Genomic DNA, 25,606 nt, shown 5'->3' with positions numbered 1-25,606 from the left:
GAACACCGGCCTTAGACCAGGCCGGACCGGTATTCCCGTGTAATCCTATGATTTAAGATTCAAGCAATTTTCTGGCTACAAACGAAATATCCTCGATGTTGATTTTGCCGTCATGGTTGATGTCGAGCGCAGGGTTAAATGTGGTTTGGCCGAAAGCCCGAGCCACCAGCGTCAGATCCGCGATGCTAATGCGTCCGTCTCCATCTACGTCCGCATTGGACAGCGTAATCGCGATCGTCTTATCCTCGGTCAGCTGTATCAACTTGCCGTTGACATCGGAGAATTCGCTGGCTTTAATCAGTGTTGCGTTTCCATTTTTCTTCACTTTGAACGTGATGTCCACCAACGCCACATCTCCGCTGCGGCCCTGTGTATCACCAAGCGACGTCACCGCCATGGAAAGCTTGCCGCCTTCAGCTTTCAGGAACAAGAACGCATTGTCTCCTTCTTTGCCGAATTGGCTGTTCAACGCTCCGCTAACAAACTCCAGCTTATCGGCATCGTACGTGAGCAGCAGCTTGGCTGCATACAGATCCTTGGCGCCATGAGCGGCTACCGTGACTTTGACTTCACCGCCGGCCTCGAGAATTTTACCTTTCAGATCCGTGCTCAGCACCGCCTCCAATTGGAGGGCCGGCTCATTCGTTTCTTTGATGTCCAGCTCGTCGATCGACCACCAATTGGCGGAAGCCGTGCCGGTTTGCGTGATTTTGACGTACTGCGCCTTGACAGCCGGGAAGGAAGCAACGATTTTTACCGCTGTGTTATTCACATTCTCGCTAACTTTCTTCCAGATTTGTCCGTCTGCGGACACTTCAATCACATACCCGCGCGCATAATCCGAGGTGTGCCCGGAGGCGTCAATGATCACCTCGTTGATCGTTTTCACCGAGCCCATATTTACTTGGAACCATTGTCCCGGCTCTTGGAACCCGCCCGAATCCCAGCGGGTATTCAGCTTGCCGTCGATGACATGCTTCACGTCGGAAGGATTGCTCGAATCATTGCCGGCCCGCGGAGAATGCGTGAACGTCCAAGCCGTTTTGGAAGCCGGCGGGAAGGCATACATTTCATGAATCGAGAGCCAGAAGCCCTTGACGCTGCCCTTGTTCACCAGCTTGATGTAACGGGCATCTACTGCAGGGAAGGATTCGTCCACGACCAGCTTATTCCAGCTCGTGTCTTTGCTGGCCACGGTGGTCCACTGTTGTCCGTCCTTCGATACCTGGAGCTCGTAACCGCGGAAATAATCCGGGTGGCTGCCGGCTTCGGAGGCTGGCCAGTGAGAGCCGTGGTCCACGATGACGCGATCTACGGGTTGAACTTTCCCCATATCGATCTGATACCACATGTCAGGGGCCGCATCGACTCCTGTTGTCCAGCGGGTATCCTGCTTGCCATCAATGCCGTTAGAAGGCGAAGTTCCGTGGCTAGCCGTCGCCGTCCAACCGGTGCGGGTGTACGAACCGCTGGTATCAGGAATATTCGGATTGCCGGGGTTGCCCGGGTTGCTGCAGTTCGTATTGTTGCATACATCCGGTTCAGCCGGAGCCGCATCTCCTTCGTAGGCGAATTGAATCCAGTTCACGTTATTGCCGCCTTGCGGGAAGACAAAGTACAGATCATGGAAGTCCGCCTGTACCGCATCCAGAGCGGCCAACGCTTTGTTCTTCGCTCCGTAGACGGTATTCGTTACTGAGTAGACGTCCTGCGTAACGCTATGGTCATCTGCCGGCTTGGCATATACGTCATCGGTGACGCTGCGGGCCTGCGTGGCGCTGCTCTTCGCAGCGTGGGCCTTGTGAGCGACCTCGCCGCTCAGCGTCTTCCAATTCTGCCAGCCTCGCGTTGCCGGAGCTGCAGCGGTCGCAATCTTCTCACCGGTCGGGCTGTCTAGCCGTACTTCCAGGTTGAGGTTGTTCGTGTCTGCCGCCATGCGGAAATAGATCTTCTTCAGGCTATGAATATCAATGTGCTTGAACAGGAACCAGTCGTTAGCATCAGTGAAGCCTACGTTCAAGCCTCCGTACATGTCGGAGGTGGTCTCCGTTTTGACGCCTTGGTTCTCCGTTGAGGTTGGACTTGCACCCCCGGTATCCTCGAAATCTGCGGCATGAAGTCGTTTATTCTTGAAGGTCACGGAATCGGAGGAAGTAAGCGGGAGCGTGTTGGGTGCGCCGTTATCGGTCACGGTCGCTGCGATGTTCCAAGCAATTTTGGCTTCCGGTCCATGTCCGTCATCGAACAAGGTGATCGTCGGCTGGCAGCCGGTTTGACCTGGGAATGGATGGTAGTGCGAGTCATGGAGCAGATTGACGGACCATTGAATCTTGCTGCAGGCAATCTCTCCATCCTCTTCGTCGTATGCATATGCAGTTGGCGTTAACGTCTGTCCGTTCGTAAAGAACATCCCGTTAGGCGGCGACGTGATCTTCACGACAGGAGCTGTATTGCCAACGACAATCGTCGTGTTCCATACAGAAACTTTCCCCGCTCCATTCGTCACAGTTAACGTGACTTCATAGGAGCCGTTGACCGTGTACGTATGGGACGGCTTGGGATCGGTGGAAGTGCCGCCATCGCCGAATTTCCAGGCAAAGGAGAGCGTATCTCCGTCCAGATCCTTCGTGCCCGTCGTATCGAATGCAACCGTCAGCGGAGATTTCCCGGAGGTCGCGCTGACTTTGGCCTGGATCACGGGATTGCGGTGCAGTTGGCCGTAGAAAATCTTGGTGATCCCGTCCTCGGAGTCCGGTTCCCAAGACTTGCCGAATTCCGCCACATACAGAGCGCCATCCGGCCCCAGCTTCATGTCGATCGGGGCGAACAGCCCGGACACGAAGTTGTCGACCTTGACGACTTCTCCGTTATCATCGGTCGTCACGGCTTTAATCCAATTGCGCGCAAAGTCATAGGCCAGGAATTTGTTCTTCAAGCCGGGAATTGCATTAGGCCCGGTATAATCATAGACGGGACCCGCCAAGGCTGTTCTTCCGTTGACTCCCCATACCGGGTCCTGCGTATAAGGATAGAAAGCGATCGGCTTCTTCGTCGAAGCGAATTTCTGCGCAAAGACAGCATCGTCAATTTGGTTATACTGCGTGGCTCCGACGAAGTCTTTCTTGTTGTACACCTTATCGCCGATGCCATACGGCCATCCGAAGTTTTGACCGGGTGCGGTGATCGCATTGAGCTCGTCGTAATCCCCGTTAGCTCCGTTGGCGAAGGTACCGTCCGGGCCTACATCGCCTTCATAGATGATCGTTTTTCCATGTGACTTGGTTGTGTCGAAGGAGATGCGGTAAGGGTTGCGAAAGCCTAGGGCATACGTATAATCCCTGGCGCCGCCGCTCCCGGTGAAGAACGGGTTATCGCTTGGAGCGGAACCGTCTTTGTTGATGCGAAGAATTTTACCGCGCATATCGTCGAGGTTCTGAGAGGTTTGGATCGCTTGGACTTGCGGTCCCTGCGTTGGCGTGGCATTGTCTCCGATGGTGAGATACAGCTTGCCGTCCGGCCCGAATTTCACATAACCGGCCTGATGGCAGCAGGAGACATCCGTCGTCACCTCGAACAGCTTCTGCTCCGACTTCAGCACACCGTTGTCGTACGTGAATCGGGAAATCTGGTTGATCAGCTGCCCCGGCGTTGGCTTCACCGGATTCGTATAATACAGATATAGTTGATGATTCGAAGCATAGTCAGGGTCCAGCGCAATCCCCATCAGGCCATGCTCGCCCTCCGTATTGGTCTGGAGGCTCAGCACTTCCTTCGTATCCCCTTCTTGGGTCACGGTGTACACTTTGCCGAACAAGCTGATGACAAAAATCGTGCCGTCCTTGGCAATTTCTAGACCTGTCGGGCTCGAGATAGTCCCCTTGACAAGAGGCACCTTCTGCACGCCCGGCTTCTGCGACGGCTTGTCGCAATCCGTGTCCTTAGCTTCTCCCCAAGCGTATTTCAAGCCGCCGAGCAGATGTTTCTGGAAGTCTTCCATGAACCACGTCTCCGGATGGTGGCCCAGCGCCGTATAGAACATTCTTCCGTTCGACACGGGACTGCACCAGGCGTTCGGATGGTCCTCGGACGGATCTCCAGTCACGCCGTTGCTGTTCATATCCAGACTCAGCAGAATATGCTTGCCTTTATCGCGAGGATTGTTCCGGAAGTAGTACACTTCCTCCAGCGCCGTCCAGGCTCCGCCCAGATGGGAGGTCGCCGGATGGTTGTTGTCCTCCACATTGAAGGTGACCGTTTGCGTCCAAGGGTGGTTGCTGAAGTACGCGCCGGTCAGATCGCCGTACTCGGCCCAGTCATAGCCGGTATCGGTGGCCGCATGCGCCCCGACGTAGCCTTTGCCCGACTTGATGAAGCTCATGAGGTCCTGCTTCTGCTGCTCCGTCATGCCCCACTCGCTGAAATTCCCTGTCGTATTGACGAAAAAGACCACATCATACTTGGCGAGATTGGCCGCATTCAGATCAGCCGGATTTTCCGTAAAGTCGACGGTAAAATCGTATTTTCTCCCCATCTCCGGCAGCGCAATCTTGGCGCCCTGGTCGATCGACGCGTGACGGAAGCCTGTCGTTTTGGTGACCGCCAAAATCCGGTGTGGTGTGCCATGCTCCTCTCCATCATGCGCCTGTGCCGTTCCCGTGTTGATGAGCGTACCGATCGGCAGTAAAATAGCCGACCACAACATGACGAAAGCCCATAGTGAATGCATCATGGAACGCCGTCGTTTCATGCTATCATCCTCCTCCATGTATTTAGAATGCTACCTGTGCATCAGCCTGCCGGCCTGGCAGCCCAAAAAGCTGCGCCCCCCACCCCTTTCTTCGTTGGTCATGCCCCCATCAAGCCCCTGCTATCGCCTCCTTTCCAGGATAAACGCGCATGCCTGCTGCCCCTGACCAGCCTGTCTTATGAACGGGGGGGGCGCTCAGGTGCTTAGATCTCCTCAATCAACACCCATCTGCCTTCGGCGATGGAACGCTCCACCGCCTCCAGCACCTGCTGGCATCGGACGCCGTCCTCAAAGCTTGGAGCGAACGGTTTATCGCTTGCAACCGCTTGCATGAACTCGTAAGCCAGATGCACGAACCCGTGCTCATACCCGATCGTATGCCCCGGAGGCCACCAGTTGGCGATGTATGGGTGAATGCCCTCCGTTACCATAATCGTGCGGTACCCCTGGAGATGCGGGGGATCGTCCCGGAAGAATACCTCCAATTCGTTGAGCCGTTCCAGATTGAACCGGATGGAGCCCTTGCTGCCGTTGATTTCGAACAGATTGCCGTTCTTCCAGCCGGCTGCAAAGCGGGTCGCCTCGAACGTGCCGATCGCCCCGTTCTTGAACTGAGCCAGGAAAGCCGTCGCGTCATCGACCGTAACCTCTCCGTATTCGTCGGAGGCTTGAGCAGTAAGGCCGTTCATAGACGCTGGAAGCGGACGCTGCTTGACAAAGGTTCGGCTCACGCCGATCACCTGATCGAGTTCACCGATAAGAAAGTGCGCGAGATCGATGCAGTGCGCATTCAGGTCGCCGTGTGAACCGGAGCCCGCCACTTCCTTCTGCAGCCTCCAGGCGAGCGGAAACTCCGGGTCCACCAGCCAGTCTTGCAGATACGAGGCCCGGTAATGGTGAATATCCCCGAGCCTGCCTTCGTCGATAATCTGCTTGGCCAGCTGAATCGCGGGCAGGAAACGATAGTTGAAGCAGATGCCGTGCTTCACCCCGGCCTCCCTCACCGCTTCCAGCATCTCCCGGGCATCCTCCAGACTCAGCGCAAGCGGCTTCTCGCAGAGCACATGCTTGCCCGCCCGGGCCGCAGCCAGCACGATGTCCTTATGAGCGTTGCTCGGGGCATTCACGTCGATGACGTCGATATCGTCCCGCGCCACCAAGGCGGAATAATCCGTTTCATACGATTCCCAGACGAATTGCTCCGCTGCCTGCTTTACCGCCGCCTCGTCGCGTCCGCAGATCGCCTTCATCGTCACCTTAGCATCCATCTGGAAAAACATGCCGACATCCCTGTAAGCATGGCTGTGCGCTTTCCCCATGAACTTATAGCCAACCATGCCTAGGCGAATCTCCCGCTTCATGCCCACCACATCTCCCCCGCTTTTTCTCCAATGACAGCCTGGCTGAGGAAGCGGGCCGCCTTCCGGAAGCCCTCGTCCACCGACATTAAGCTGTCCTCATGCTCGATGCTGATGACGCCGTCATACCCCACCTTGGTCAGCGTGCTGATGAGATTTTGCCACTCCTCCAGTCCATGGCCATAGCCGATCGTTCGGAAGATCCAGGAGCGCTCCAATTCCCGGTTGTACGGCTTCACATCTAGCACACCGTTCAGCGCCGTATTGCGCTTATCGATCGAGGTGTCCTTGGCATGCACGTGATAGATGGCGCTGCCGAGCTGCTTGATGCATTCCACCGGGTCCATGCCTTGCCAGAACAGATGGGACGGATCGAAGTTGACCCCGATATTGCTGCCCGCCTCCGCCCTAAGCCGCAGCGCCGTCTCCGTGTTGTACACGACAAAGCCGGGATGTGCCTCAATCGCCACTCGGACCCCATACTGCCGGCACATGACCGACTGCTCCTGCCAGTAAGGAAGCACCTTCTCCGACCACTGCCAGTCGAGCACCTCCTGAAAATCCGGCGGCCAGGCACAGGTCGCCCACGAAGGATACCGGGCCTGCTCGGAGTCTCCCGGACAGCCCGAGAACGTGACGACCGTATCGACGCCGAGCTCCTCCGCGAGCCGTACAGTATGCACGAAATCGTCATGATGCTGGCCTGCGATATCCGCATTCGGGTGCAAGGGATTGCCGTGGCAGCTCAGCGCACTGATTGCAAGTCCTCTGGCTGCGACCGCTTCCTTCAAGCGGGTGAGCTCTTGCGGATTATCGAGCAATACGCGGGGATTGCAGTGGGTGTTACCGGGGTATCCCCCGGTTCCCAGCTCCACTGCTTGCAATCCTGCCTCCTGAACCTTATCCAGTGCTTGCTCTAACGGGTATTGGCCGAATAAGACTGTGAATACGCCTAATTTCATCGCTAGCTTCCTTCCCTTCGCCTTGGATTTACCGGGACCGATTAATACTTGGAATCCGCTTTGTAGAATTGATCGACGTTCTCAGGCGTTACCGGGGTAGCCTCCAGCACGATATTGTGCGGCACGCTCTTCTCCCAGAAGCCGTCCAGTCCCTTGCCTTCCAAGATCTTTGTAGCCAGATTGACAGCCGTTCCGCTCATCGTCGGCGAATACGTCAGCGAGACGATAACTTCCGGCTTTTGCTTTTCCTTCATCATCTGGTAAATCTCTTTCATGCCGCCCGAGCTGACGATAAACATCTGATCCTGGCGTCCCGCATCCCGAATCGCCTGCACGATCCCGACCGTCATATCGTCGTCCTGGGAGTACACCGCATCGATCTCCTTGTTGGCCTGCAGGATGTTTTCCGTCGCCTTGAGCGCCTTTTCACGGGTGAAGTCCCCCGGCTGGGATGCGATAATCTGAATGCCGGGATAGTTCTTGATATAGTCACGGAAACCCTTGCTGCGCAGATCCGTCACTGTGGAAGGAACGCCGGAGATTTCGATGACCTTCCCTTCCGCCTTACCTTTCGTTTTCTTCAATTTCTCCACCAGATAGACCGCATCTCCATGTCCGATGCCGTAGTTGTCCCCGCCGATGTAGGTCCGGTAGTTCTCCGAATTAATCGCCCGGTCGATAACGACCAGCGGAATGTTCGCGTTCGCTATTTTTTCCGCAACCGGTGTGAGGGCCGCCGACTCGATCGGCAGCATGACGATCGCATCGACCTTCTTCGTGATCAGATCCTCGATGTCCGAGGTTTGTTTAGCCGGATCTTTGGCCGTATACAGGAAGTATTCGATATTCGGATGCTTCTCGGCTTCCGTCTTCGCATTGGCCACCAGCGCCCCCATCCAGCCATGGTCGGCCGACGGTACAGAGATACCGAGCTTGTATTTCTTGCCGTTCGATTCGCCGGCTCCTTGGGCTTGAGTCGTATTAGCAGCTTTCGGTGTTTCCGCCTGACCCGAAGCAGGTGCATCCTGGCCGCTTTCGCAGGCTGACAGCATCAGCATCAGCACCCATACGATGACCGCAAAGCCTAGCGTCCAAGTCCGGTTTTTCTTCACTTTCCACATGTACAATTCCCCCTCAATTAAAATGGTAAAGCGATGCGCTTAATCCCGTTTTTGCAGCATGACAGCAGTTAAAATAATGGCGCCCTTAACCACCCCCTGAATATAAGGCGAAATGTTCACCAAGTTTAAAATGTTGCTGAGCACTCCGAGAATCAAGATGCCGAAGATCGTGCCGACTAGACGCCCCCGGCCTCCGGCCAGGCTCGTTCCGCCGATGATGACGGCGGCGATTGCGTCCAGTTCATACATGTGACCTGAGCTGGAGGTGGAGACCGAGTTCAGCCTGGCTGTTTCGATAATGGCGCCGATGGCTGCCGTCAAGCCGCAAATCATATAGGTCAGGATGGTGATCCGGAACACCGGCACCGCCGATAAGCGAGCCGCTTGCAGATTGCCCCCGACCGCATAGATACGCCGACCGAAGACCGTTTTTTCCAAGACGAGGTAACCGAGAAGTGCGGTAAGCGCGAAGATCACGACTGGAACCGGAATGCCGAGGAGGTAAGCGTTACCAATTTTGCTGTACGCCATGCTGCTGCCTGAGATTGCGCCGGCATCCGCATAATACAAAGCGAGGGAACGGGCCACGGTCATCATGGCCAAGGTGGTGATAAACGCGGTAATTTTGCCGTAGGTGATCAGAATGCCGTTCATCAGGCCGATCAGTGCCCCGGCTGCCAAGCCCAGCAGGATCGACACGGGAATGGGCAAGCCGTAATTGACTTGGGACGCCATCACCACTGTCCCGGCGAGCGCCAGCACGGAGCCTACTGACAGGTCGATGCCCCCCAGCAGGATCACGAACGTCATCCCGATCGACAAAATCCCGACGATCGAGATTTGCCGCAGTACATTTTTAATATTGGCCAGAGACAGGAAGCTGTCGCTGATTAATGAAGCGAGCAGGACTAGAATAATAAAAGCAAAGGCGACGCTGTATTGCTCCCAGAATGTTCGGAGCCAGCTGCGGTCCTGTCCTTTGGCCGCACCCTGCACCTTCCTCAATTCCTGCTCTCGAACAACCGATTCAACCGGTTGATTAGACATCTGCCGTACCCCTTTCTCTCATCGAATCTGGTTATACGCCTGCCGCCAGCGCCATGATGGCATGCTCGCTGGCTTCCGAATGATGGAGCTCCCCCGTCACCCGTCCTTGATGAAGGACGATGATCCGGTTGCACATCCCGAGAAGCTCTGGCAATTCCGAAGAGATCACGATCACCCCCTTTCCTTGCTGCGCGAGCTTGGAGATCAGGCTGTAAATTTCGCTTTTGGCACCGACATCGATGCCCCGGGTAGGCTCATCGAGGAAAAACAGCTCCGTTTCGGCCACCAGCCATTTCGCCAGAACTACCTTCTGCTGGTTGCCCCCGCTCAAGTGCTTGACCGGATGCTCCATCTGATTCACCTTGATGCCCAGTTCCCCGATCTTCTCCCTCACGACCTCTTGCTCGGCTTTGCGGCGAATGAAGCCGAAGCGGCTTATTTTGTTCAGACTGGGCAGCGTCATATTGTGAGCGACGCTCATCTCCAGCAGCAGGCCCGTCTGCTTGCGGTCCTCCGTAGCAAAGCCAAAGCCGTAACGCACCGCCCGGATCGGTGAGGTGACCTTCACTTCCTGGCCTTGATAATAAACCTTCCCGGCATGGACCGGCTTACCTCCAAAAATAGCGCTCGCCAGCTCCGTACGCCCGGCTCCAATGAGTCCGGCGAAGCCCAGAATTTCCCCCTTCCTTAACTGGAAGCTGATCTCCCGGAAATGCGGCTCGCTCGTCAAGCCTTCCACCCGCAGCATTTCCGGGCCGAACCGCGACGGCTTGGCCGGATACAGATCCTTCAATTCCCGACCGACCATCAGGTTCGCGATCTCCCTCTCTGTGATGCCGCCGAATTCCCGAGTGATCACATGCTTCCCATCCCGCAGCACGGTCATCCGGTCGCAGAAGAGCTTAAGCTCATTCAGCCGGTGGGAGATATAGATGATCGCTACCCCCTGTCTCTTGAGCTGATGAATGAGCGCGAACAGCTTCTCCGATTCCCGCTCCGTCAGCACGGCTGTCGGTTCATCCATAATCAAGATCTCGGCCTGCAAGGACAGCGCCTTGATGATCTCGATGATCTGCTGCTCGCCGATGCTTAATGTGGATACCTTGGCCTTCGGGCTGATCTCCAGCCCAAGCTGCTCCAGCAGCTTCACCGACTCGCTCTCCATTTTGGCAAAGTCCACAAAGCCCAGTCTGTGCGGCTCCCGGCCAATGAAGATGTTCTCCGCCACCGACATATAAGGGTTGAGATTTAATTCCTGATGAATAATCGAGATGCCGTGCTGCTGGGACACAGAGGGCGAAGTCATACGGACCGGCTGCCCTCTCAAGATCATCTCCCCTTCGTCGGGCTCGTGAATCCCCGCGATCATCTTCATTAGCGTCGACTTTCCCGCACCGTTTTCCCCTAAGAGCGCATGAACCTCCCCTTTCTGCAGGTTGAAATTCACTTGATCCAGCGCTTTCACGCCAAAGAAGCTTTTAGTAACCGTTTTCATTTCTAGTATCATAAGCACGCCCCTCTTCTTTCGAAAGGATAATTAAATACCTTGTTCACCAGCTCTTCATTTCATTCTTAATACACTCGTTGAATAAAGTATTTATTCTATTGTTTACGAAATGTATCATAAAAACCACTTCATTTACCTTTATGGTACGTAATGTATCACGGCAAACCTTGGCTGACAAGGACTATTTTAACCTAGTCGACGACAGGGCCATCCCTGGTCTTTGGATCTATCCGAATCTGGTACAAAGGGCATTTATAAAGGAAATCAAGGAATAAATGCTATGATTAAAGAACTATCCCCCCCCTAATCAGACCATGATTTACCATATTCACTTTCCATTTTTTGATGTTTCTGATACTATATAGAGAGTAACTCCTTGATTTATTGGTCCAAAATCTTCTTTCAACGCCTCATTTTTAACTTCGGTTCATTTATTCAATCAATGAACAAAGTATTTAAAATTTCACTTGTTGTTTCCCGCATACACATCAATCATAAAACGCAAGAAGCGAGGTAACCTATGCTCATCACCGGCGATCAACACCTAGTCAAGAAAATCAATAAATCCATCGTGCTTGAAACCATAAAAAATAAATCCCCTCTCTCTAGATCGCAGATATCCGAATTAACCGGGCTTCATAAAGGCACCGTGTCTTCGCTGATCCATGAATTGATCGAAGAGGATCTCGTATTCGAAATCGGGGAAGGCATCTCCAGCGGCGGCCGAAGACCCGTCATGCTTCTGTTCAACCAGCAAGCCGGATATGCCATAGGTGTCAATCTGGGCGTTAACTTTATATTGGCCGTCCTGACCAATCTTCAAGGAGAAGTGTTGGAGGAGAAGATGACCTATTTCGAACATACTTCGGTGGACGTCGTGATCCCTCAACTGATCGAAGCTATCCAAACGATGATCGACCGGGCTCCTGAGAGCAGGTACGGCATTATCGGCATCGGCATCGGCGTGCCCGGAGTGCTGGACGATAAAGGTACGATATTGCTTGCCCCTAACCTGGGCTGGGAGAATTTAGACCTGTATCGCATCGTTACAGAAGCCTTCAATACGCCGGTCATCATCGAAAACGAGGCCAATGCGGGAGCAATCGGGGAAAAAGAGTTTGGTGTCGGTATCGGCGATTCGAATCTGATCTTCGTCAGCCTCGGGATCGGGATTGGTACAGGAATTTTGCTCAACGGCGAAATTTACCGTGGAGTATCCGGGTTTTCAGGCGAAATGGGACATTTCATCATCGAAACCAACGGTAAGAAATGCAAATGCGGCAGCAAAGGATGCTGGGAGCTGTACGCTTCTGAAAATGCCCTGATTGAGCAGGCGCGCCAGCTCTTCGCGGGCGAGCCCAACGGCCAAGCGCTGGATATCAACGATCTGGTCGCCATGGCGGATGCAGGCTCGGCCAAGGTCATCCATTTGTTTAACCAAATTGGCGAGTATATCGGCATCGGGATCGCGAACATTATCAATATGTTCAATCCGGAGCTCATCGTGATCGGAAACCGACTGGCCGTAGCAGAGAAATGGATTAAAAATCCGATTATGCGCATCGTCGAGCAAAGTACACTCCCCTTCACCCGTCGGCAGCTGAAAATCAGCTTCTCCAGTCCAGCTACCGACTCCATCGCTGTTGGGGCAGCCTATACCGCGACCAAGAGCTTTTTCTCCAATACCAAGGTGCTGGTGGATTAAAGATTAAGACCCCCTAAACAAAAAACAAAAAAAAGGCGGTACTCAGGATGTTATCCTTGCACCGCCTATTTGACTTATTGTACAAACTTTCTATAAGATATTTGCCTGTTCGCTCATTTAAAGCTGCATAAGGAGTGGTTAGAAATGGATAGCTGTTGCCAAACGGCCGACGAAAAGCCTGCAACGCTTAACAAATGCCCTGTTTGTCATCAAAAGGGCAGAAGCGTTCAACTGATTACACTAAAAGCATTGCTACAACCAACAGCGTTAGGAACCATTCATCCCGAATCGTCATACGTATTTTGTTCCAATTCATCCTGTGAAGTGGTCTACTTTAGCGATATGCAGACCTACGACAAAGATACGCTCAAAGTTTCTGTGTTTCAGAAGGACGATGAGTTGGATGTGCCTGTTTGTTACTGTTTTGGATGGACAAGAAAAGGCATCATACAAGCCATTCAAGAAAATCAACAACCGACTGACCATATTCGTGAACAAGTTCAAGCGAATCGCTGTGGTTGTGAGGTTAATAATCCACAAGGAGCCTGTTGTTTGGGCAATGTTACTACGTTCATTCGAAATCTCGACAAGAGTTAGCCTCTTGTCAGCCTAAGTCGCAGTATGGGCAGCTTCATCCGTTTCGAGAGTTTCCCGAAACTTCCTCCAAAGGGGGGAGCGCCTGTTGTTGGCAGGACCCAAGACAAAGCCCCTAGTCCTGCTCCGGCTCCCCATCAGCCTCAGGTCTCAGGGCGCTTTACGATCCAGTACCCGGAACGTTCCGGTGCCGAAGGTACACAGCGCCCCTTGCTCGTCATAGATATGCCCTTGGGCCGTGATTAGCTTACGGGAGCTGTGCACGATCTCCGCTGTCACGGTCACCGTGCCTCGCTTCACCGGGGCCAGGTAATGAAGGTGAAGATTCGTCGTCACAACCGTATCGTCTGGCCGTGCCGCCATCCCAACCAGTCCCATGGCCGAATCCAGCAGCGTAGCGCTTACCCCGCCGTGCAGCAGCCCGATCGTATTCAGATGATGCGGCTGCACGCTCAGCGTGACGCGCACCCGCTCCGGGTCCAGCGCTTGCAGCTCCGCTCCGATGAACGTCCAGAACGTGCCTTCGGCCTCCCGCTCCAGCCGCTTCAGAAAATCCGTAGCTTCCTTATCCATCCCAAGTCCTCCCTCGCCGGTGAAGCAGGCGGATCAGTCATCCGGCTTCCGCTGCTCGGCCTCTTCGGTCAGCTTGCGCCGCAGCACCTTGCCGACGATCGTCTTCGGCAGACTGTCGCGGAACTCGTAGATGCGCGGCACCTTGTAAGCAGCCAGCCGGGCCTTGCACCACGCCTTCAGCTCCTCCGCATCCGTGTCCGTTCCCTTGCGGAGCACGATATAAGCCTTGACCGTCTCTCCCCGGTACGGGTCGACGGCTCCGGCAACGACCGCCTCCGCCACATCCGGGTGCTCGAACAACACCTCCTCCACCTCGCGGGGGTAGATGTTGTAGCCGCCAGCGATGATCAGATCCTTGCGCCGGTCCAAAATATAAAAATATCCATCCTCATCCATTCTCGCCAAATCTCCGGTATATAACCACCCGTCCTTCAAGACAGCGGCCGTCTCGGCAGGATTGTTCCAGTAGCCGCGCATGACCTGCGGCCCGCGGACGACGAGCTCCCCGATCTCGCCGGGCGGCAGCTCCTCTCCGGTCTCTGCATGGACGACCCGGCTGTCCGTATCCGGCAGCGGCAGGCCGATCGAGCCGAGCTTGCGCTGCTCCCAGATCGGATTAGCATGGGTGACAGGGGATGCTTCCGTCAGCCCGTAGCCCTCGATCAGCTTGCCGCCTGTTATCCGCTCGAACTCAGTCTGCACCTCATAAGGCAGGGGTGCGGCTCCGGAGATACAGAAATCGATCGACGACAAGTCGTATCGCCACGCCTCGGGATGATGAATCAAGGAAATGTACATGGTCGGCGCTCCGGGGAAAATCGTCGGCTTCAGCCGGTGAATCGCGCGGAGCGTCTGATTGATCTCGAAGCGCGGCAGCAGAACCAGCATGCCGCCCAAGTACATCGACTGGTTCATCAGCACCGTCAGGCCGAATACATGAAAGAACGGCAGCGCCGCTAGAAAGCGCTCTCTTGCCGGAGCAGCACGGTAGGCCCACAGCCGGCTCTGGATCGCATTGGCGATCAGATTATAGTGCGTCAGCATGACGCCCTTGGCCGTGCCGGTCGTGCCGCCCGTGTACTGGATCAGCGCGAGGTCGCGCTCTGCGTCCACCTGGGCGCAGCACGGAGCGGCAGGCGACTCGCGCAGCAGGCGGGCGAACGCCAGCACCCGTTCGCTGTAGACGACCTCCCGCTTCTGGCCGTCTCTGCGTGCCTTGAGCGGGTACAGCCAGTTGGCGGGGAACGGCAGATAGTCCTTCACTGAGGTGACGATCACATGCCTCACCTCAGTAAGCGGGACGACCTTCATCACCCGCTCGAACAGCAGATCGAGTGTGACGATCGTCTGCGCGCCGGAGTCCAGCAGCTGATGCTCCAGCTCACGGGGCATATACAGCGGGTTCGTCATCACGACGATGCCTCCGGTCAGCAGGGTGCCCGCATAGGCGATCACCGCCTGCGGACAGTTCGGCAGCATGACGGCGACCCGGTCGCCTGACCCGACGCCCAGACGCTGGAGCGCCCCGGCGAACCGATAGGCGCTATCCAGCAGCTCCTTGTACTTGAGCTTCCGCCCGAGGAAATGCAGCGCGTCTCGCTCCGGGTACCGCTCCGCCGCCTGCACCAAAAGTTGCGCCAGATTATGCTTCGGATAGTCGTAGGTTTCGGGCACTTCAGCGGGATAATGTCTCAACCAGGGCTTGCTTGACATGTCGACCACCCCTTGCCTGATGTCTTCGAACCCTAAGAAGTGCTACACTTACACGACGTAGCCTCCAGCGTCGATCACACGCCCCGCAATAGTTCGCCTGAGCGCGATCGCAGGAAGCTCCTGGCGTCGGGCCAGCTTCTTGAGCACGGACAGCTGGGTGCGCAGCATGTCGCCGGACTCTATGGCGGCCAGTGTCTCCCTGGCCCACCGCTCAATATCCACAAATGTCTGATGAACGAACACCGATGTCATCTCCGACGCCAGCCGTCCTTTCTCCTCACCGGAGACGGTGTTCCGTTTCTTCGCCCGCAGGAGGGCGCTCTCCATCGCGTAGACGGAGATGAGCATATCTGCCAGCCGGCTCAGGATCTCCTGCTCCTCCTCCAGCTTCGCCTGGAACTTCTGCACCGCCTGCGCGCCGACCATCAGGAAGATTTTCTTCGACATGGCAAGCAGATGCGTCTCCTCCTCCAGCACGCCTTCGAAGGACTGCCCCGGAACGAGGGACAGCAGCTCAGCCTGGAGCGCCATGGCCTTCGGGATCAGCGGCAGCTCGCCCTTCATCGCCCGCTTGATCAGCGTCCCCGGGATCAGCAGCCGGTTGATCTCATTGGTCCCTTCGAAAATGCGGTTAATCCGCGAGTCCCGGTACATCCGCTCGATCCGGTATTCCCGGATGTACCCGTATCCGCCGTGGATCTGCATGCCCTCATCGACTACAAAGTCCAGCGCTTCCGATCCGAACACCTTGTTGACCGAGCATTCCAGCGCATACTCGGCGATCGCCTTGGCGGACGCCGGACCGACGCTGCCGCTGCCCGAATCGACCCCGGCCAGCCCTTCGTCGAACAGCCCTGCTGTCCGGTACACCATGCTTTCCAGCACATACGTGCGAATGTTCATCTCCGCCAGCTTGCTGCCGATCAGCGGGAAGGAGGCGACCGCACGGCCGAACTGCTTGCGCTCCCGCGCGTAGCGCACCGCATAGCCGAGTGCATCCTTGCAGCCGCCCACACAGCCGGCCGCCAGCTTGAAGCGCCCGATATTCAGGATATTGAACGCGATCAGGTGCCCCTTGCCTTCCTCCCACAGCAGGTTTTCCGCGGGAACCTTGACATCCTCCAGGATCAGCGGGCATGTGGAGGAGCCCTTGATCCCCATCTTCTTCTCTTCGGGGCCGATGCTGACTCCCTCCATCGTCCGTTCGACGATGAACGTGCTGAAGGCCGTCCCATTCACCTTGGCATACACGATGAACAGATCCGCGAAACCCGCATTCGTAATAAATTGCTTCGTGCCGTTCAGCGTATAGAACGTTCCGTCCTCGGACCGCTGCGCCATCGTCCGCGCCGCCAGCGCGTCGGAGCCGGAGGACGGCTCCGTCAGACAGTAGGCGGCGATCTTCTCCCCGCTCGCCAGCGCAGGGAGATACTTCCGCTTCTGCTCATCGCTGCCGAAGTACACGATCGGCAGCGTCCCAATGCCGACATGCGCCCCGATCGTCAGGGCGAAGGAAGACGCCCCGGACAGCTTCTCGTTAATGATCGTTGAGCTGAGCTTGTCGAGACCAAGCCCTCCGTATGCCTCCGGAACCTCCGCGCCGAGCAGGCCCAGCTCCCCCGCCTTGCGCAGAAGTCCCACAGTCAGCTCGTAATCGAGCGCCTCCAGCTCCTCGTCCAAGGGAGCGATCTCCCCCTCCACGAAGTCCTCCGTCATCCGGGCGATCATCCGGTGCTCCTCTGTGCAATCCTCCGGCGTCACGATGCTGCGGTAGTCGGTATCCTCCAAAATAAAGCTTCCGCCGATCGTTTTACTCATCCCGGTCCCTCCTCTCGTCATTACTCCCCGTACACCTCGAACACGCCGGCAGCGCCCATCCCTCCTCCGATGCACATCGAAACAACGCCGATGCCGCCTCCCCGGCGGCGCAGCTCGTAGATCAGCGTCGCCGCCAGCTTCGCCCCCGTGCAGCCGAGCGGATGACCTAGCGCGATCGCGCCTCCGTTGACATTCACTTTCTCTTCGTCCAGTCGCAGCTCACGGATAATGTGCACGCATTGTGAGGCAAACGCCTCGTTGATCTCGAAGAGATCCACGTCATCCAGCGTTAACCCAGTCTGCCGAAGCGCCTTGGGGATCGCCTCTACCGGGCCGATCCCCATCACCTCCGGCTCCACGCCCGCCACTGCGAATGAGCGAAACGTCGCCAGCGGCTTCAAGCCCAGCGCCTCTGCCCGCTCCCGGCTCATCAGGACGGCTGCAGCCGCTCCGTCGCTCATCTGCGACGAATTGCCCGCCGTGACCGTCCCGCCCAGCTTGAACGAAGAGCGCAGCCCCGCCAGCACCTCCGCCGTCGTGTCCGCCCGGACCCCTTCGTCCTGATCCACGACCTGGGCCCGCGTCTTCACACGACCGCCAGCTTCGTCCAGCTCCCGCCACTCCGTCTGCACCGGCACGATCTCCTCGCGGAACCGTCCGGCCCGGATGGCGGCAGCGGCCTTCGCATGAGAGCGGGCGGCGAAGCGGTCCTGCTCCTCCCGACTGACGCCGAAGCGGGATGCCACCTCCTCGGCCGTATGCCCCATGCCGATATAGACTTCCGGCATCGTCTCGACGATCTTCGGATTCGGCGATACCTTAAAGCCCGTCATCGGCACATGGCTCATGCTCTCGACGCCTCCGGCGATCAGCACCTCCGCCGACCCGGCACGGATGCGCTCGGCGGCGAAGGCGATGGATTGCAGCCCCGAAGCGCAGAACCGGTTGATCGTCAGCGCCGGGACCGTAACCGGGAAGCCCGCATACAGCGATAGAATACGGGCAACATTAAGCCCCTGCTCCCCCTCCGGCATCGCGCAGCCGATGAGGATGTCCTCCACCTCCTCCTTGCGCAGCCCAGGGGTGCGCTCGACGACGGCTTCCAGCACTGCCTTGCCCAGATCGTCAGCCCGCGTCTGGGCGAAGCCGCCTTTCTTCGCCTTGGCGACCGGCGTGCGGGCGATCGATACGATGACCGCTTCTCTCATGGAATCTCCACCTCGCTTTCGGATTGTTGCCGCTCATCCCGCTGCTAATTGCGCAGCGCCTTGCCCTTGGCCAGCATATGCTGCATGCGGGCCTGCGTCTTCGGCTCGCCGCAGAGGCTGAGGAAGGCTTCCCGCTCCAGATCAAGCAGATAACGCTCCGTCACCAGAGAGCCTGCCGCCACATCTCCTCCGGCCAGTACATGCGCCAGCTTGCCGGCGATTTTCAGATCGTGATCGCTGATATACCCGCCCCGGTGCAGCCCGTAGGCTCCGAGCTGCAGCACCGCCTTACCTTCTGCCCCGGCGACGCGTATCTTCCTCTCTGGGATCGGTTCATAGCCGCCCTGCACCAGGCCCCGTACGGATTGCTTCGCCTCATGGATTAGCAGGTCCAGGCCCGCGACCACCCGGTCCCCTTCCTGAAGCAGTCCCAGCCCGAAGGCATCATGGGCGCTCGTCGAGACTTTGGCCATGCCGACCGTCTCGAACGCCCGGTTGATCCACGGCTGAATATCCGCCTCCGGCCCGGCAGCGCTGCGGCTCGCGCGAAGCGCCAGCTCCTTGCAGCCGCCTCCGGCCGGAATCAGGCCGACGCCGGCCTCCACGAGGCCGTAGTACGTCTCGGCCGCAGCCACGACGCGGTCTGCCGGCATGCAGGCCTCCACCCCGCCACCCAGCGTCATCCGGTGCGGGGCGGCGACGACCGGCTTCTCGAAGCGCTTGAGCTGCAGCATCGTATGCTGGAACAGCCGGATAATGCTGTCGATCTCCTCCCATTCCTCGTCCTGCGCCTCCATCAGCAGGATCATCAGATTGGCTCCCACACAGAAATTCCGCCCCTGATTGGCGATGACAAGCCCATCGTACTGCCGCCGGACCTCCTCCAGGCTCCGTTGGATCATCGTCAGAATGTCAGCGCCGATCGCATTGTTCGGTGAGTGAAATTCGAGGCAGGCCACGCCATCCCCCAGATCGAGCAGGCTCGCCCCCTGATTGGAGAGAACGACCTGCTTGCGTTTGCGCAGAGCGTCCAGCGAGATCAGTTCGGGCACCTCTTCCACTCCGCGGTAGGCGCCCGCATTCACATAGAACATCCGGCCGTCCTGCTCGCGGTAGAAAGACATGTGGCCCGAAGCGATCCAGGCCTTGACCCAGGCAGGGACGGCCGTCCCCTCAGCCTCCATCCGCTGCACGGACTCCGCCAGACCGATCGCATCCCACAGCTCGAATGGACCTAGCTCCCAGTTAAAGCCCCATTTCATCGCATCGTCGATCTCGCGGATCGTGTCTGCGATCTCGCCCAGCTTGGCGGCAGCATACACAAGCACAGGCTTCAGCACGCTCCAAGCGAACACCGCATACCGGTCCCGGCCTTGCAGCAGAGCCTTCGTCTTGGCCCCCGCTCCCTTCGCCAGCTTCGCCGCCTCCAGCGAGGCAGCCGCAGGCTTGCCTGGCTTCCCATATTCCAGCGTAGCCAGATTGAGCGATAAAATTTCGCTGCCGTCCGCTCCTTTCCTCTTCAAGTAAAAGCCCTGCCCTCCCTTCTCACCCAGCCAGCCCTTGCCCACCATCGTCTGGAGTACCTCGGGCACCGTGAACCTCGCCTTCTCGTCTTCATCGACTGCCTGCTCAGCCACATTGCCGGCCACGTGTACGAAGGTATCGAGACCAACCAGATCCAGGGTGCGGAAGGTGGCGCTCTTCGGCCGCCCCATCGCCGGACCTGTGACCGCATCCACGTCTTCCACGGTGAAGCTCTGCTTCTGCATTTCTTGTAGAGTGACCAGGAGGCCATACGTCCCGATCCGGTTGGCGATGAAATTCGGCGTATCCTTGGCCAGCACGACTCCCTTCCCGAGCTTACGTTCACAAAAGTGCTTCATCCCTGTCACGAGCTCAGGGTCCGTCTGCCTGCCGGGGATCAGCTCCAGCAGCTTCATATAGCGGGGAGGATTGAAGAAATGCGTCCCCATAAAGTGCCGCCTGAACGCCTCACCGCAGTCTGCCGACATCGCTTCGATCGAGATGCCGGACGTGTTCGTGCTGACGATCGTGCCGGGCTTCCAGTGCTTCTCGATGCGTGATAATAGCTGCTTCTTGGCCTCCGGCTTCTCCACAATCACCTCGATCACCCAGTCCACCTCAGCCAGCAGAGGCAGATGATCCTCCAGATTGCCCGGTGTAATCCGGCCGGCGAACGCTTCGTCGTACAAGGGAGACGGCTTCGTTTTCTTCAGCCGTTCGACCGCTTGATCGGCCAATCTATTGCGGACGGACGGATGCTCCGGCGTCAGTCCCTTCGCAGCCTCTTGAGCGGTCAGTTCGCCAGGCACGATGTCCAGCAGCAAGCAAGGGATACCCGCATTCGCCAGATGGGCGGCAATGCCCGAGCCCATGACGCCTGAGCCGATAACGGCCGCTTTGCGGATTTGCATAGTCTTATCACCCTTTCCTCTCCATTCCGAATACGGATTGCTCCAGCAGCTCGGCAATATCTCTCGCCTGTACCCGGTTCTCCACCTCCTTCTGCTTGGTTCCGTCCTCGAGCATCGTCAGGCAGTACGGACATGCGCTGCTGATCACGGTCGGATTCACAGCCAGCGCCTGCTCGGTACGGGCCGCGTTCACACGCTTGCCGCCCGTTTCCTCCAGCCACATCATACCGCCGCCGGCTCCGCAGCACATGGCGTTCTCCCGGCTTCTTGCCATCTCGACCAGCTCCACGCCGGGGATCGCACGCAGTACCTGCCGAGGCTGTTCGTACACCCCGTTGTACCTGCCCAGGTAACAGGAATCGTGATAGGTGACACGCTCCTTCACCGGATGCTGCGGCTTCAGCCGCCCCTCGCGAACCAGCTTCTCCAGCAGCTCGCTATGATGCAGCACCTCCACCCCTTCCATACCGAAGTCCGGGTATTCGTGCTTGAGCGTGTTGTACGTATGCGGACAGGCCGTTACGATCCGCCGGACGCCGTACCGCACGAACGTCGCGATATTGTCCGCGCACAGCTGCTGGAACAGCAGCTCATTGCCCAGCCGACGCGGTGTATCGCCGGAGCCCTTCTCCTCATTGCCCAGGATGGCGAAGCTGACTCCCGCTTCTTGCAGCAGCCTGACGAATGCCCGCGACACCTTGCGGCTGCGCAGATCATAGGAGCCCATGGAGCCGACGAAGAACAAGTACTCAAAGCCGGGATTGTCCCGGACCGTCGGCACCGGTATGCCCCCGATCTCAGCCGTCCAGCGGCTCCGATCGCTGCGGCTAATCCCCCACGGGTTACCCTGCCGCTCAATATTCTGGAGCGCGCGCTGCGCCTCCAAAGGCATGCTGCCCTGCATCAGGACGAGATGGCGGCGCAGGTCTATGATCTTATCCACATGCTCATTGCCGACCGGACACTGATCCTCGCAGTTGCGGCAGGTCGTACAGGACCAGATTTCCTGCTCGGTGATCACATCGCCGATCAGCTCCAGCTGGGTCACATCCTCAGCTTCGGCGGATGGACGCCAGGCTTGCTGCTGCCAGCCGAGCGTCGGGCGAATATCGGTAATTGGAGGTACGGATTGTGCGGCGGTTGAGGGGGCTTGCGGTTCAGGAACGTTAGGAGCATGCTGTGGCGGATGCGGATAAGAATGCGGCTTGATGCCGATAGAGGATGCGGATGCGGCGGCGGATAACGGCGCGATAGGAGCGCGCTGAGAGGAAGAAGGGTTAGATGCAAGCGCTGGCGGATGAGCAGGCGTCTCGTGCATGGAATTCCTGTTATTCAAGGGCGCTGAGCCAGATTCATGAGAAGCTGCGTGTGTGCTTGACGGTACGGATCCTGGGGGAGCTGCTTGTGGAGATTTTGCGCTGAGTTCATCCGTTGTTGCTTGTGCGGATGGAGGTACGAGCAGGAGAGGGGATTCTGGCGATAACGTCGCTTCTGGCGAAGCAGCAAGTGATTCTGGTGATAACTCAGATGCGGGCAAGGGATCGATCCATGAAACCCCCTCTGACACTAGAGCCGCATCCATCCGGTGTGCTGTCCCGGAGGACGACCCGAAGGCAAAGCCCGGAATCCACGGCGACTTGGAGGTAACCGCAGCGCCCTTCTCCACCAGATGATCGCGCAGCTTGGAGATCAGATGCATCGGGGAGAGCGCCTTCCCTGTGCCGGAGGCCGGGCATACCTGGGTGCATCTCCCGCATTCTACACAAGCATAGAAATCGAGCATCTGCTTCTGCGTGAACGCTTCGATCTGCCCAACGCCAAACGACTCTGCCGTTTCATCCTCCAGATCGAGCCTCCGCAGCCGTCCCGGCGGCTCCTTGCGGCGCAGCCAGAGATTAAGCGGTGCTGTGAGGATATGAAAGTGTTTGGACTGCGGCACGTACACGAGAAACGAAAGCAGAATCAGCAGGTGAATCCACCAGGCCGCATAGAAGGCGATACCGGCAGCTCCACTGGACATCCAGTGCCCAAAGCCTCCGGCCAGCCAAGAGGAGACAGGACCGTAAGCGCTTGCAGGATGCCCGAGCCATAATCGCTCGAAGCCAAGCGACAGCAGCACCGATAGCAGCAGCCCGAAGATGAAGAAGACAACGATGCTCGGCTTCCAGCCTCTTTTCAGCCGGGGCAGCTTCTCCACATAGCGGCGGAAAGCCGCATACGCCATCGCGGCGAGCACCAGCACCACGGTGATCTCCTGCAGCAGGCCGAAGGCCTCATAGGCCGGAATAGGCAGCGGCCGCCCTCCCGTCAATCCTTTGACGATCAAGTCCAGCGCACCGAGCTGAAGGATAATAAATCCGTAAAAAATAACGATATGCATGAGGCCGCTCCGCTTATCCTTTAGCAGCTTCCTTTGCCCGAAGGTCTCGGCCAGAAACGCTCCGAGCCTCTCCCTCCAGCGCTGCGTGAGATCGGCGGGCCGCCCGAGCTTCAAGTACAAGTACCGGTGGTACACCGCCTTGCCGAATAAATAAACGCCATATCCGGTTAGGCTTAGGAATAAGAGCGCATTGAGAAGCTGCCAGACCATAGCCGCCATCCATCCCTCTCCCCCTATTCACCGACCATAAGCATTTGCCTGCCCTGGTCTCTTCAAGTGAAAGCGATTACCGATAAACGCTCATAAAATGCAAAACAACGAAATACGTTGACAATAGACCGTGTTTCCCCCTAAGCTTACGAAAATGAATGAGTATTCATTCAGGTAGTTGAATCTTACCATCGGGGTGGTCGCATGGCAAGTAGGAAAAAAGAAAAACGCCAACTCATTTTGGAAGCAGCTCTCCAGGTCATCGCGGAGCATGGCTACCATCAGGCGCAGGTGTCGCGGATTGCCAAGGAAGCGGGTGTTGCGGACGGTACGATTTATTTATATTTCAAGAACAAGGAAGATATCCTTGTTTCGTTGTTTCAGGATCGGCTCGGGGATCTGGTCGCCCGTTTTCACGAGAGCATCCGGGACACCGACTCGGCGGATGAGGCGCTGAGGAAAATTTGCGAGCTGCACTACAGTGAGCTGGAGAGCAATGTCGCCTTGGCTTATGTGACGCAAATCGAGTTGAGGCAAAGCTCGCTGGAGCTGCGCAAAGCGATCGGCGAGGTCGTCAAGACCTACATCCAGCTTATCGAGAATGTGCTGCGCCAAGGTATCGAGGAGGGGCTATTCCGCGCCGATCTTGATGTGAAGCTCACCCGTCTGCTGCTATTCGGCGGGATGGATGAGGTCGTGACATCCTGGCTGATCGCCGGACGCAAATATTCGCTGGCCGCCCAGGTCGAGAAGACCCTAGAGTTCTTCCTGCGGGGTCTTCGTGCTTAGCCGGGTACTGCCAATCATTCCGTAAGGGAGGCAAGGACCATGAACATCGCGGTGCTGATGAAGCAAACCTTGGATACCGAGGAGAAAATTACGATCCAGGACGGCGCGGTCGCGCTGGATGGCGCCAAGTTCATTCTTAATCCGTACGACGAATATGCCGTGGAAGAAGCCATCCGCCTGAAGGAAAAGCATGGAGGAACCATAACTGTGCTGTCTGTCGGGCCGCAGCGCAGCGCGGAAGCTATCCGGACAGCGCTCGCCATGGGCGCCGATGACGCCGTGCTGATCTCAGATGAGGGACTGGACGACGAATACGGCGTTTCGGTCGCGTTGTCGGCTTATCTACGGCAGCATCCCTGCGACCTGCTGCTCGGCGGGAGCTTCTCTGTCGACCAAGGAGCCGGGCAGGTGGCACTGCGCGTGGCCCAATTGCTCGGCATTCCGCACACTTCCTCGATTACCCGCCTGGACATTGACGGCGGCCGGGCCGTCGCGCTGCGCGATGCCGAGGGAGACAACGAGACGGTAGAAGTCACCCTTCCAGCCCTGTTCACGGCCCAGCAAGGGCTGAACGACCCCCGCTACCCGTCGCTGCCCGGCATTATGAAGGCGAAGAAGAAGCCCTTCCACCAGCTGGAGCTTGCTGACTTGGAGCTTGACGCAGCGGATATAGCCCCACGTACGGTCCGAACCTCGCTCAAGCTCCCCCCGGAGCGGAATGCGGGACAGCGGATCGGTGGCGATCCCCGGCAGCAAGCCTCCCGGCTCGTGGAGCTGCTGCGCAGCGAAGCGAAGCTGCTCTGAATTCATGCCCCTCCTGTTGGATGCGGATTCCTGCCTTCTGCTACTCACTGCTCTCTCCTACTCACCGCCTTCTCTGGCCCCCAGCTTTCGGGCCTATCCCTCCAACCTCTCAGCCTTCGTTTCCCTTGATCCGAAACTCCAAGCTTTTCAGCAAGTCGTATGTTTCCTTTGAACTTTGATCTCAAGGGGGAATTCCAGATGAGCCAAACTTATCTCGTGATCGGCGAGGTTCGCGACGGCAAGCTCCGACAGGTGACAAGCGAGCTTATTCAGGCCGCCAGGCTGGCCCGGAAGGACGGAGACCGGATCGTCGCCGCATTGCTCGGATACGGCATCGGGCCATTTGCCGCTGAGCTATCGCGTTACGAGATCGATGAAGTCATCGCCGCTGACCGGGCGGAGCTGGAGCACTACAATCCGGACGCGTACTTCCCGGTGCTGTGCGCTATCATCGGGCAGGCCGGAGCAGATGCCGTATTCTTCGGCCATACCGCGATCGGCCGTGATCTTGCCCCGATGGCGGCGGCCCGGCTTGGCGCCGGACAAAGCTCGGATGCCGTCTCGGTCGAGCGGAGCGCTGACGACTTGCTGTTCACCCGCCCGCTGTATGCGGGCAAGGCTTTCGAGCAGAAGCG

The 25,606-nt window shown here is 57.6% G+C and carries 17 protein-coding genes; 5 read left to right on the top strand and 12 right to left on the bottom strand.

What is annotated here, in order from left to right; all coding sequences use genetic code 11:
- Positions 1-52 precede the first annotated feature (52 nt).
- The 6 genes from WMW72_RS14950 to WMW72_RS14925 form a co-directional block, all read right to left on the bottom strand.
- A complete protein-coding gene (locus WMW72_RS14950) occupies positions 53-4,747 on the bottom strand; it encodes a ThuA domain-containing protein (RefSeq protein ID WP_341416304.1) in 4,695 nt (1,564 codons plus the stop codon).
- 203 nt (positions 4,748-4,950) lie between these two features.
- Positions 4,951-6,108, bottom strand: coding sequence for a Gfo/Idh/MocA family protein (locus WMW72_RS14945; protein ID WP_341416303.1), 1,158 nt, complete (start codon positions 6,106-6,108; stop codon positions 4,951-4,953).
- Positions 6,105-7,067 carry a sugar phosphate isomerase/epimerase family protein gene (locus WMW72_RS14940; RefSeq protein ID WP_341416302.1) on the bottom strand — a complete coding sequence of 321 codons (963 nt, stop codon included), beginning with the start codon at positions 7,065-7,067 and terminating at the stop codon, positions 6,105-6,107. The genes WMW72_RS14945 and WMW72_RS14940 overlap by 4 nt, the downstream gene beginning before the upstream one ends.
- Before the next feature lie 41 nt (positions 7,068-7,108).
- A complete protein-coding gene (locus WMW72_RS14935) occupies positions 7,109-8,188 on the bottom strand; it encodes a substrate-binding domain-containing protein (RefSeq protein WP_341416301.1) in 1,080 nt (359 codons plus the stop codon).
- A gap of 39 nt (positions 8,189-8,227) precedes the next feature.
- Positions 8,228-9,235, bottom strand: coding sequence for an ABC transporter permease (locus WMW72_RS14930; RefSeq protein ID WP_341416300.1), 1,008 nt, complete (start codon positions 9,233-9,235; stop codon positions 8,228-8,230).
- Positions 9,236-9,266: 31 nt separating this feature from the next.
- Positions 9,267-10,730, bottom strand: coding sequence for a sugar ABC transporter ATP-binding protein (locus WMW72_RS14925; RefSeq protein WP_341416299.1), 1,464 nt, complete (start codon positions 10,728-10,730; stop codon positions 9,267-9,269).
- A 532-nt stretch (positions 10,731-11,262) separates the two neighbouring features.
- Here WMW72_RS14925 and WMW72_RS14920 point away from each other — a divergent pair.
- Positions 11,263-12,447 carry an ROK family transcriptional regulator gene (locus WMW72_RS14920; protein ID WP_341416298.1) on the top strand — a complete coding sequence of 395 codons (1,185 nt, stop codon included), beginning with the start codon at positions 11,263-11,265 and terminating at the stop codon, positions 12,445-12,447.
- Positions 12,448-12,591: 144 nt separating this feature from the next.
- Entirely contained in the window at positions 12,592-13,044 is a 453-nt protein-coding gene (locus WMW72_RS14915) for a putative iron-sulfur cluster-binding metallochaperone (protein ID WP_341416297.1), read from the top strand.
- 147 nt (positions 13,045-13,191) lie between these two features.
- On the opposite strand, the gene WMW72_RS14910 is transcribed toward WMW72_RS14915, so the two are convergent.
- The 6 genes from WMW72_RS14910 to WMW72_RS14885 are packed head-to-tail and all read right to left on the bottom strand — an operon-like array spanning position 13,192 to position 23,378.
- Positions 13,192-13,614: a PaaI family thioesterase gene (locus WMW72_RS14910; protein WP_341416296.1), complete on the bottom strand. Its 423-nt coding sequence runs from the start codon at positions 13,612-13,614 to the stop codon at positions 13,192-13,194.
- 33 nt (positions 13,615-13,647) lie between these two features.
- Complete coding sequence (locus tag WMW72_RS14905; RefSeq protein WP_341416295.1) at positions 13,648-15,327, bottom strand: AMP-binding protein; 1,680 nt, start codon at positions 15,325-15,327, stop codon at positions 13,648-13,650.
- Positions 15,328-15,375: 48 nt separating this feature from the next.
- A complete protein-coding gene (locus tag WMW72_RS14900) occupies positions 15,376-17,145 on the bottom strand; it encodes an acyl-CoA dehydrogenase family protein (RefSeq protein ID WP_341416294.1) in 1,770 nt (589 codons plus the stop codon).
- Between the two features lie 20 nt (positions 17,146-17,165).
- Positions 17,166-18,353 (bottom strand): acetyl-CoA C-acyltransferase, encoded by a 1,188-nt coding sequence (locus WMW72_RS14895; protein WP_341416293.1) that lies wholly within the window; start codon positions 18,351-18,353, stop codon positions 17,166-17,168.
- Between the two features lie 44 nt (positions 18,354-18,397).
- Positions 18,398-20,788, bottom strand: coding sequence for a 3-hydroxyacyl-CoA dehydrogenase/enoyl-CoA hydratase family protein (locus WMW72_RS14890; protein WP_341416292.1), 2,391 nt, complete (start codon positions 20,786-20,788; stop codon positions 18,398-18,400).
- A gap of 7 nt (positions 20,789-20,795) precedes the next feature.
- On the bottom strand, positions 20,796-23,378 hold the full coding sequence (locus WMW72_RS14885) for a heterodisulfide reductase-related iron-sulfur binding cluster (protein WP_341416516.1): 2,583 nt from the start codon (positions 23,376-23,378) through the stop codon (positions 20,796-20,798).
- 204 nt (positions 23,379-23,582) lie between these two features.
- Here WMW72_RS14885 and WMW72_RS14880 point away from each other — a divergent pair, with 204 nt between their 5' ends.
- The 3 genes from WMW72_RS14880 to WMW72_RS14870 all read left to right on the top strand — a co-directional run.
- Positions 23,583-24,167: a TetR/AcrR family transcriptional regulator gene (locus tag WMW72_RS14880; protein WP_341416291.1), complete on the top strand. Its 585-nt coding sequence runs from the start codon at positions 23,583-23,585 to the stop codon at positions 24,165-24,167.
- Between the two features lie 39 nt (positions 24,168-24,206).
- Complete coding sequence (locus WMW72_RS14875) at positions 24,207-24,971, top strand: electron transfer flavoprotein subunit beta/FixA family protein (RefSeq protein WP_341416290.1); 765 nt, start codon at positions 24,207-24,209, stop codon at positions 24,969-24,971.
- 198 nt (positions 24,972-25,169) lie between these two features.
- On the top strand, positions 25,170-25,606 hold a 437-nt coding region (locus WMW72_RS14870), incomplete at its 3' end, for an electron transfer flavoprotein subunit alpha/FixB family protein (protein WP_423227551.1).

Source organism: Paenibacillus filicis (genome assembly GCF_038070315.1).
In the GTDB taxonomy this organism is placed as follows: Bacteria; Bacillota; Bacilli; order Paenibacillales; family NBRC-103111; genus Paenibacillus_G; species Paenibacillus_G filicis.
This window is presented reverse-complemented; position numbering and strand designations above follow the sequence as displayed.

Coding starts and splice junctions, on each gene's coding strand:
- WMW72_RS14910 (WP_341416296.1), bottom strand. CDS start 13,614: ATGGATAAGGAAGCTACGGATTTTCTGAAGCGGCTGGAGCGGGAGGCC.
- WMW72_RS14915 (WP_341416297.1), top strand. CDS start 12,592: ATGGATAGCTGTTGCCAAACGGCCGACGAAAAGCCTGCAACGCTTAAC.
- WMW72_RS14890 (WP_341416292.1), bottom strand. CDS start 20,788: ATGCAAATCCGCAAAGCGGCCGTTATCGGCTCAGGCGTCATGGGCTCG.
- WMW72_RS14875 (WP_341416290.1), top strand. CDS start 24,207: ATGAACATCGCGGTGCTGATGAAGCAAACCTTGGATACCGAGGAGAAA.
- WMW72_RS14895 (WP_341416293.1), bottom strand. CDS start 18,353: ATGAGAGAAGCGGTCATCGTATCGATCGCCCGCACGCCGGTCGCCAAG.
- WMW72_RS14905 (WP_341416295.1), bottom strand. CDS start 15,327: ATGTCAAGCAAGCCCTGGTTGAGACATTATCCCGCTGAAGTGCCCGAA.
- WMW72_RS14880 (WP_341416291.1), top strand. CDS start 23,583: ATGGCAAGTAGGAAAAAAGAAAAACGCCAACTCATTTTGGAAGCAGCT.
- WMW72_RS14920 (WP_341416298.1), top strand. CDS start 11,263: ATGCTCATCACCGGCGATCAACACCTAGTCAAGAAAATCAATAAATCC.
- WMW72_RS14945 (WP_341416303.1), bottom strand. CDS start 6,108: ATGAAGCGGGAGATTCGCCTAGGCATGGTTGGCTATAAGTTCATGGGG.
- WMW72_RS14885 (WP_341416516.1), bottom strand. CDS start 23,378: ATGGTCTGGCAGCTTCTCAATGCGCTCTTATTCCTAAGCCTAACCGGA.
- WMW72_RS14935 (WP_341416301.1), bottom strand. CDS start 8,188: ATGTGGAAAGTGAAGAAAAACCGGACTTGGACGCTAGGCTTTGCGGTC.
- WMW72_RS14900 (WP_341416294.1), bottom strand. CDS start 17,145: ATGAGTAAAACGATCGGCGGAAGCTTTATTTTGGAGGATACCGACTAC.
- WMW72_RS14925 (WP_341416299.1), bottom strand. CDS start 10,730: ATGAAAACGGTTACTAAAAGCTTCTTTGGCGTGAAAGCGCTGGATCAA.
- WMW72_RS14940 (WP_341416302.1), bottom strand. CDS start 7,067: ATGAAATTAGGCGTATTCACAGTCTTATTCGGCCAATACCCGTTAGAG.
- WMW72_RS14930 (WP_341416300.1), bottom strand. CDS start 9,235: ATGTCTAATCAACCGGTTGAATCGGTTGTTCGAGAGCAGGAATTGAGG.
- WMW72_RS14950 (WP_341416304.1), bottom strand. CDS start 4,747: ATGAAACGACGGCGTTCCATGATGCATTCACTATGGGCTTTCGTCATG.